The organism is Bacteroides sp. ET489 (assembly GCF_030518095.1).
In the GTDB taxonomy this organism is placed as follows: domain Bacteria; phylum Bacteroidota; class Bacteroidia; order Bacteroidales; family Bacteroidaceae; genus Bacteroides; species Bacteroides ndongoniae.
This window is the reverse complement of record NZ_JAULLJ010000061.1, coordinates 1-8,358: the sequence shown is the minus strand read 5'-3', so window position 1 is coordinate 8,358 and position 8,358 is coordinate 1. Positions and strand designations below refer to the sequence as shown.

Below are 8,358 nucleotides of genomic sequence, written 5' to 3'. Positions count from 1 at the left end.
GATGAAATTATAGCCTGTTTTTTGCCCAGTTAGGAAAAAAATATTCCCCAGTTAGGAAAAAATTATTGCCTAACTGGGGAAAAATTATTGCCTAACTGGCCTGAAACGAACGCATCCTTTCGCCTGTTGCCGACAGTAGGTTCGGATTAGATTAAATCCAGCACCAGCGGAATATCTTCGGAAGCGATGCCCTGTTTCAGCAGGGTTTCTTTATCTTTTAGGAACACTTCGAGGAAAGCCTCCTTACCACCGAGTTCCAGAATGGATTTTTCGTAGTATTCACATGTCTTTTCCAGGTTCCCCAAGCTCCAGGCTACGTGGCCGGCGTTCAGGTAATCGGTAGCAGTTGGTTTGGCAGCAATTACTTTCTCGTAATGCTTCATGGCTTGCTGGTATTTGCCACTGACGAACGAACACCAGCCGATGGCACGCCAGGCTTTCAGACTGTTGTTTTCCATGAAGTCCAGCTTGAAGAACTGTTGAAGGGCTTCGTCGTAACGTTCTTGTTCGGCCAGACAACTGCCGATAGCAAAGATGATATTTTTGTTTTCGGGTTGTATGCTTTCAGCCTTTTTGTAGTATTCAAGGGCCGAGGCATAATCGCCACACTGACGGTAGCAGACTGCTAGATGACGTATGGTCCATACGTGGTCCGGTTTCAGCACATCCGCTTTCCGATAGGCTTCAATAGCTTCCTTGTAGCGTTTTTCTTTTTGTAGGCTGTAGCCTGCTTTCTGGAAAAGGTCGGCATCTGCATGGTTGTTGTCAATCAGATCGAGATAGATCTGCAAAGCCTCTATGGGATGTTCCTGGGCAAAGTAGAAATCGGCTATGGCCTTTTGCAGTTCGGGCTTTTCCAATATCTCTTTCAGTGCCGGAATCTTGTGTAAAGCGATGTCCTCTTTAAGCGGGTCGCGGAACTCGCTTCTGCGCTGATTGAGTTTGAAGAAACGATAAATGTCGTGTATATAAAGATTGCTGATGGTTTCCGGTTGTTCGCTCCGCTGGGAGTATTGGTTGATCTGGTCCTCCATAGCCTCGCTTATCCCCTGTACATTCATCTGCTGCAACATCTGCTGGCGCTGTTGAGAAGGGAGACTTCCCATCATGAGGCAAAGCGAATATTTGTCGCTGTTGCAATAATTCCCTACCCGTAGGATGAAAGAAAGCGTGGAGCTCTCATTGTCCAGATTCAGACCATATATGTTGACGATGCTAGAGTGGCGCTTGTCGAAAGGAAGGAACCAATTGTAAGGTTTCTGAAAGAAAGGATAGCTTTTCAGATGGGCAAAGGTGCTCATGTTGATATCAGCTCCCGACATCTGGAGTTCGTTCATCTCGCGCATTTTATTCTCGAATTCGGGCTGGTTGATGACCTTTTCCCAATCCGGATTCCGGTCGTTGTCCTCGGACGAGTTTTCGAGGTCGAATTTCATGATGTTGCTGACTGCATTTGCGTTTTTTATCATTTCAGGAATGATTTCCTCCTGCATCTTCTTGTTAATCTTGTCAGTCTCCTTGCTGTACAGCAACTGCATGTAGACGCGGTTCAGCTGTTTGCCGAAGTTACCGTTTTCGTCGAGCAGGGATAGACGGGCTGTCAGATCGGGATAGAGGGAGATGCGGTCGGGATGACAGTGCAGAATGATGGCGATGCCGACCAATGCCCGTTGGTTGACTTGCGTATCAGCATGCGTGTAGGCATCCATCAGCCAAGATAGCTTACGTGCGTCGAAACATTCTATCAGGCTGAGAGTAACCATACTGGTAAACAGGCACAAGTCGATAGATGAGATCAGTTCCGATTTCAGATAGAGTTGGGCTTCTGCCGCCTCTGTAGTAGTCCAGGCACTGTTTCCCCATGTAGACAATGCAATGTCTTGTTGAGCTGTTTCGTGACGTTCGATGACTTTGTTGATGGTCTTCATGTCGCTGGGATTCAGCAGGCTGACAGCCATGTCGTCGGTGTAGGCTTCCAGTTCCTTCAGTATCTCGCCCGGACTTTGTACCGGTACGGGATATTTGCATCCTTTACGCAGCCAGATGTAATAGCGCGATGAAACGTTTTCCAGCAGACTGAGCCGTGTCTGGTCGGCAATTTCCCAGGTTTCGGCCAGCAGGCGTGTGTACAGTTTGTGCCTTTCGGGGTCCTCGGTACCCTGTTTCATGTATTGCAGCATGTACTGGTAGGAGGTCTGTGCCTGTTCCAGCCGGTTCTGAAGTTCCCAGTTGTTGGCATTCCACAGGAAAGCCTGCAGTTGCGACTGGGCTTCTTTCAGGCGTTTCTGTTTCAGCAGAAGGACGATATGATTGTATTGCTCTTGTATGTTTTTCTCGTTCATATATAGGGAATATTTTCTTGTATGATTATATATGTTGCAAATATACAAAAAGGATGCCAAAAAACACTTGCTTAGAATCTGACTTGTATCTGGGCTTGTATCAGGTTGGAACTTTCTCCCTTGTGACGGTCGCAGTACGTATATTGTGCCTGTACACGGCATTTGGGGTAGAACCAGTATTGCAGCCCTGCCACGTAGTTGGTTTGTTTGTCTGCCGCAGTCTTGTTTTTGTTGAGGTAGTCATACGAAGCGATGACGTCCAGTTTGGGCAATACGTGAACCGATGCTGTGCAATAATATCCTTCGCTTTTGACGTTTCCGTCTTTTCCTGCCAGATATTCGGTGCGGATGTCAACCGGAGTGGTGGTAATCGTGGCACCTGCCGACCAGCGGTTGCGTGTATAGTTTTCGCCTATACCGACTTCGGGATTGTAGGCAGAGGCGGCAACGGCGTGTCCCTTTCCTTTTATAAACGAACCTCCTGCCGACAGCCATTTCAGCGGATGGAAGATGAGGCGGCCTACGATGTCTTTCTGGTTGTTCAGGTCTTTTTTGTTGATGCCTTGTCCGTTCATTACAGCCAGGTTGTAGCTTATCAGCTTGTCGAAGAGGTCACCGTATACCATCAGTCCCAGGTCGCGACCACTGTTTGAACCATACAGAGGATCGCTGCCGTCGATACCGGCCAGGTAGTTGACAGACTGTGCATAGCAGTTGATCAACTCTACATAGCAGGGCGATATAGGATTCTCGAAAGTATACATGGTTTTGAACTGTCCGAGCCGGACTTTGATTTCGGGCAGAAACTTGTATTCAGTGTAAGCTTCGAGTATTTTTCCTGTATTGGCAAAACTGTACATGAAGTAGCACAACCATTTGTCGGTTATCTGGCCGCTTGCCATGAAGATGACGCGTTTGATGTCGAACGTGTTGCTCCCTCCATTCTGGTCGTCATAGGTGTAACCGACTTGCGCATATCCCTGCAGGGTAATGCGTTCTTTCAGAGTGTTTATTACTTCGTTTGCTGTTTTTGTATTTTCCTGTGCTTTGAGTGTGTATCCTCCGCATAACAGAAGGAGGCAGGAAAGCAGGATGTGTTTCATACGTAAAGATATAAATTAAAAAAGGCAACTCTTTTTTCAAAGAGCTGCCTTGGGGTATGAATAGATTGACTTTTATTCGTTGATAGCAGCAATACCCGGAAGAACTTTGCCTTCGATAGCTTCGAGCAATGCACCACCACCAGTAGAAACGTAAGATACGCCTTGAGCCAGACCGAACTTGTTAACACAAGCTACAGAGTCGCCGCCACCTACCAGTGAGAATGCGCCGTTCTTGGTTGCTTCTACGATAGCTTCACCTACAGAACGTGAACCGTGAGTGAAGTTTTCGAATTCGAATACACCTGTAGGACCGTTCCACAGGATAGTCTTGGAACCTTTGATTACTTCAGCGAATGCTTTTTCACTCTCAGGACCTATATCCAGACCTTCCCATCCGTCAGGAATTTCGTTTACTTTGCAGAACTTGGTGTTAGCATCGTTCGAGAAAGAGTCAGCAATCTTGGCATCTGTAGCCAGTACCAGATTAACGCCTTTTTCTTTGGCTTTCTTCATCAGATCCAATGCCAGTTCCAGCTTGTCATCTTCGCAGATAGATACACCGATCTTACCGCCCATAGCTTTGGTGAAGGTATATGTCATACCACCAGTGATGATCAGGTTATCAACCTTGTTCAGCAGGTTTTCGATGATTTCGATCTTAGAAGAAACTTTCGAACCACCCATGATGGCTGTAAACGGACGGTGAATGTCGTTCAATACTTTATCAACGGCCTTCACTTCTTTTTCCATCAGGTAACCGAACATCTTATTGTCTTTATCGAAATATTTAGCAATCAGTGCCGTAGAAGCGTGTGCACGGTGAGCTGTACCGAATGCGTCGTTTACGTAGCAGTTGGCATAAGAAGCCAGTTTCTTTGTGAATTCTTTCTGGCTCTCTTTTACAGCTTTCTTGGCAGCAGCCTTTTCTTCGTCAGAAGCATCTTCGGCCAAACCACGCGGTTTGCCTTCTTCTTCGGCATAGAAACGGAGGTTTTCGAGCAACAGTACTTCACCCGGTTGCAGAGCGGCAGCCTTAACGGCAGCTTCTTCACCCATACAGTCGTTAGCAAATTGTACTTCAACACCCAACAGTTCAGACAAGTGTTTCAGGATGTGCTTCAAAGAGAACTTATCGGCTACGCCTTTCGGACGTCCCAGGTGAGAACCGATAATAATACTACCACCGTCGGCCAAAATTTTCTTCAGCGTAGGAAGAGCGGCACGCATACGAGTGTCATCTGTGATGTTGAAGTTTTCGTCCAGGGGTACATTGAAGTCCACGCGAACGAATGCCTTTTTTCCGGCAAAGTTAAATTGATCAATTGTCATAATCTCTATATTTATTTAAAAGTGTTACTTTCTTTTTTCCGGCAGAGATGCGTTACTGGCTGCACTTTGGCAGGCCTGTATTTGGTCTCTCTTTTCTTTTTGCCGCAAAGTTAGCATTTATTTTTTTTCTTTTGTACGAATAAATGTTATTTTATTTGTCTCTGTTTCCGCTCTCTTTGCTTACTTTATACTTTGAGCAATAATATTTGCACAGCAGTTGCAGCCCGCATTCCTCGCACCGGGGAGTACGCGCCTGGCAGATGTAACGTCCGTGCAGGATGAGCCAGTGGTGGGCAATGGGGATGTCTTCGGCAGGAATGTTCTGAGTCAGTTCCTTCTCGACACTGAAAGGGGTGGTGCAACGGTCGGGAACCAGACCGAGCCGGTGGCTGACACGGAACACGTGGGTGTCGACAGCCATGGCAGCTTTGTTGAATACGACCGATTGGATGACGTTGGCTGTTTTACGGCCCACTCCGGGCAGTTTGATGAGTTCGTCCAGTGTGTCGGGAACCTGACTGTTAAAGTCCTTGACCAGCATCTGGGCCATACCTACCAGATGCTTGGCTTTGTTGTTGGGATAGGACACGCTGCGTATGTAGTCGAAGACAACTTCGGGCGTTGTTGCAGCCAGTGCTTCGGGGGTCGGGAAGTCGCGAAACAGCGGAGGCGTTATCAGGTTGACACGCTTGTCGGTGCACTGTGCCGAAAGTATGACGGCTATCAGCAGTTCGAAAGGATTGCTGTAGTGCAGTTCGGTTTCGGCTATTGGGCGGTTCTCGCGAAACCAGGCTAATATCTTTTCGTAACGTTCTTTTTTTCTCATATATATTGGATGGCTTTGGAGTGAAATCTCTGTTGCTGTCTGCTTATCTTAATTTATTCTTGTGATAGTGCGGAGACACTTTCAGGTGGAAATAAAGAGTCGACACGATGGTGAGGCATGCGCCGAACAGATAAGCCTTGTCGAAGGTACTGATTTCGGCAATGTATCCTCCTGCCAGCATTCCGATGCCGATACCTACATCCCACGAAGTCAGATAGGTGGAGGTAGCTGTTCCGCGTTGGCTGTTGGGAGCCAGATTGACGAAAAGCGTATTGTAGGCGGGAAACATGATGCCGAAGCCGATGCCCAGCATCAGGGCTATCAGAAAGAAGAGGACAGTGCATGCATCACTATTCCAGCGGATGATGTAGACACATGCCGCCAGCAGGAAAAAGCTGACAATGACGACATACAGTCCTGCGGCAATGACTTGTGTTATTTTTCCTCTGTCTACCAGCTTGCCCGAGAAGAGACGCGACACGGCCATACCAACGGCCATGAAGGTGAAGAAGAACCCGGTAGATGCCTGGATGTCGATCTGTTTGGCGTACATGGCTACGTAGTTGGTAGTCATACCGTAGGGGATGGACAGCAGCAACAGGCTGATGCCTGCCGGAAGACCTTTCAGCAGAATAAAGCGGTCGAGCGAGATGGGTTCGCGCTTGACGGGGGGCTTGTAGGGAGTCTTTACGGCCGAAGCACACAGCATACCGGTCAGGCAGGAGCCTAACGAACAGCAGAATATGATGGGGTAAGAGACACTGGCATCGTGTAGGAACAGTCCTGTCATGGGGCCGATGGACATGGCGATGTTGTTGGCCAGTCCGTAGTAACCCAGTCCTTCACCGCGGCGCGAGGAGGGCATAATGTCGATGACGATGGTGTTGCCGCCTACGGTAACCATGCCGAACGATACGCCGTGGATAATGCGGAAGAGGATGAACAGGGTAAGTGTGCCTGCTACCAGATAACCTGCAAACATGGCAGTAAAGATGAAATAGGCCAGTAGATACAATGGCTTGCGGGCAAAAGTATCGAGCAGGTAGCCGGAGAAAGGGCGAATGCACAAGGCCGCGATGGTGTAGCACGACAAGACAACACCAATGGTGGCTTTGTTGGCCTGAAATACTTCCGCCAGGTAGAAGGGAAGTACCGGCATCAGCAGCCAGAAGCCGAAAAACAACAGAAAGTTGGCCGCAAGGATAAAGCAATAACTGGGGGTAACGAGCCTGTCCTTCATGTGTGTGAAAAAAATGTTTTAGGCACGAATTATACGAATCTCACGGTTGCCATGTCGGAAGGGGAGGCAACACGGTGTTTTTCGTGTAATTAGTGCCTAATGAAAAATGAAAAAGAATGTGTTGAACGAGATTTCTCGGTTATTGTGCCGCCTCAAACTCTTTCAGGAAACGGACATCGTTTTCCGAGAAGAGGCGCAAATCGTTGACGCGGTACTTCAGGTTGGCGATACGTTCGATACCCATACCGAGGGCATAGCCGCTGTATACCTTACTGTCAATTCCGTTCAGTTCCAGTACGTTGGGGTCTACCATTCCGCATCCCAGAATCTCTACCCAGCCCGTGTTCTTGCAGAACGGACAGCCTTTTCCGCCACAAATGTTGCAACTGATGTCCATTTCGGCACTCGGTTCGGTGAAGGGGAAGTAGGACGGACGCAGACGAATCTTGGTGTCGCTACCGAACATTTCCTGAGCGAAGAGCAGCAACACCTGCTTCAGGTCGGTGAACGATACGTTCTTGTCTACGTACAGGGCTTCTACCTGATGGAAGAAAGCGTGTGCACGGTAGCTGATGGCTTCGTTGCGGTATACACGTCCCGGACAGATGACGCGGATGGGCGGTTGTGTCGTTTCCATCACGCGGCTTTGTACGCTCGACGTGTGCGTGCGCAGGATGACGTTGTGCGTAACATTTCCTTCGTTGTTTTCGATGAAGAATGTATCCTGCATATCGCGTGCCGGATGGTCTTCGGCAAAGTTCATGGACGAGAATACGTGCCAGTCGTCTTCTACCTCGGGACCGTCGGCGATGTTGAATCCCATGCGTGCGAAGATATCAATGATTTCGTTTTTTACAATGGAAAGCGGATGGCGTGTACCCAGCTTGATGGGGTAGGCCGAGCGTGTCAGGTCGAGGTTGTCGCAACCCGTATTCTGGCTTTCGAATTGTTCTTTCAGCGCAGCGATTTTTTCTTGGGCTTTGTTTTTCAGTTCGTTCAGTTTCATACCTACCTCTTTCTTCTGTTCGGCGGGTACGTTGCGGAAGTCTGCCATCAGTTCGTTGATGGCTCCCTTCTTGCTGAGGTATTTGATGCGGAGCACTTCGAGTTCCTCAGCATTAGCGGCTTTCATTGCTTCTACTTCTTGCAGAAGCTGTTCGATTTTAGCTATCATAGTTATTATCTTATGTTATTCCTAAAGTAAAAAACGATGCAAAGATACAATTTTATTACGATATAGCTTGTCTTGGGGCCGTTAATTTTGTGCAAGTGTGAACTTACGCTTCGGATGCTCTTTAGTTTTGGTATTGGTTTTGTCTACCCGTCAGGATGTCAAAATCTCGCAGAAAGGAAAATCGATCCGTCTGGAAGGAATCTCTCCGGTGGCCGATGACCTGACTGTCATTGCAGTAGTACTCGACAGCAATGTACGGGATTGAATCGGAAACTTTTACTGTAACGTGAGTTCGATATAAAATCAAAAAAAAGAAAGTTGTCTTTCATTGACAAAATTTATAT

At 47.9% G+C, this 8,358-nt stretch carries 7 protein-coding genes; 1 reads left to right on the top strand and 6 read right to left on the bottom strand.

Annotation, left to right across the window (positions count from 1 at the left end; translation table 11 throughout):
• Positions 1 to 146 precede the first annotated feature (146 nt).
• The 6 genes from Q3C19_RS17280 to pheS all read right to left on the bottom strand — a co-directional run bounded on the left by Q3C19_RS17280 (position 147) and on the right by pheS (position 8,014).
• Positions 147 to 2,342 (bottom strand): tetratricopeptide repeat protein, encoded by a 2,196-nt coding sequence (locus tag Q3C19_RS17280; protein WP_302731001.1) that lies wholly within the window; start codon positions 2,340 to 2,342, stop codon positions 147 to 149.
• 71 nt (positions 2,343 to 2,413) lie between these two features.
• A complete protein-coding gene (locus Q3C19_RS17275) occupies positions 2,414 to 3,445 on the bottom strand; it encodes a porin (RefSeq protein WP_071149045.1) in 1,032 nt (343 codons plus the stop codon).
• Between the two features lie 72 nt (positions 3,446 to 3,517).
• On the bottom strand, positions 3,518 to 4,777 hold the full coding sequence (gene pgk, locus Q3C19_RS17270; protein ID WP_113740855.1) for a phosphoglycerate kinase: 1,260 nt from the start codon (positions 4,775 to 4,777) through the stop codon (positions 3,518 to 3,520).
• Between the two features lie 148 nt (positions 4,778 to 4,925).
• Complete coding sequence (gene nth, locus Q3C19_RS17265) at positions 4,926 to 5,600, bottom strand: endonuclease III (protein ID WP_277122391.1); 675 nt, start codon at positions 5,598 to 5,600, stop codon at positions 4,926 to 4,928.
• Positions 5,601 to 5,643: 43 nt separating this feature from the next.
• On the bottom strand, positions 5,644 to 6,840 hold the full coding sequence (locus Q3C19_RS17260) for an MFS transporter (RefSeq protein ID WP_022161633.1): 1,197 nt from the start codon (positions 6,838 to 6,840) through the stop codon (positions 5,644 to 5,646).
• A gap of 139 nt (positions 6,841 to 6,979) precedes the next feature.
• The gene (gene pheS, locus Q3C19_RS17255) at positions 6,980 to 8,014 is read right to left on the bottom strand and encodes a phenylalanine--tRNA ligase subunit alpha (protein ID WP_071149047.1); all 1,035 of its coding nucleotides are present in this window, start codon (positions 8,012 to 8,014) and stop codon (positions 6,980 to 6,982) included.
• Between the two features lie 97 nt (positions 8,015 to 8,111).
• Here pheS and Q3C19_RS17250 point away from each other — a divergent pair, with 97 nt between their 5' ends.
• Positions 8,112 to 8,279 (top strand): hypothetical protein, encoded by a 168-nt coding sequence (locus Q3C19_RS17250; protein ID WP_159434444.1) that lies wholly within the window; start codon positions 8,112 to 8,114, stop codon positions 8,277 to 8,279.
• Positions 8,280 to 8,358: the final 79 nt, after the last annotated feature.

What these genes read in the sequence shown, in the direction of transcription:
- Q3C19_RS17280 (WP_302731001.1), bottom strand. Translation starts at nt 2,342, where the DNA reads ATGAACGAGAAAAACATACAAGAGCAATACAATCATATCGTCCTTCTG.
- Q3C19_RS17275 (WP_071149045.1), bottom strand. Translation starts at nt 3,445, where the DNA reads ATGAAACACATCCTGCTTTCCTGCCTCCTTCTGTTATGCGGAGGATAC.
- nth (WP_277122391.1), bottom strand. Translation starts at nt 5,600, where the DNA reads ATGAGAAAAAAAGAACGTTACGAAAAGATATTAGCCTGGTTTCGCGAG.
- Q3C19_RS17260 (WP_022161633.1), bottom strand. Translation starts at nt 6,840, where the DNA reads ATGAAGGACAGGCTCGTTACCCCCAGTTATTGCTTTATCCTTGCGGCC.
- pheS (WP_071149047.1), bottom strand. Translation starts at nt 8,014, where the DNA reads ATGATAGCTAAAATCGAACAGCTTCTGCAAGAAGTAGAAGCAATGAAA.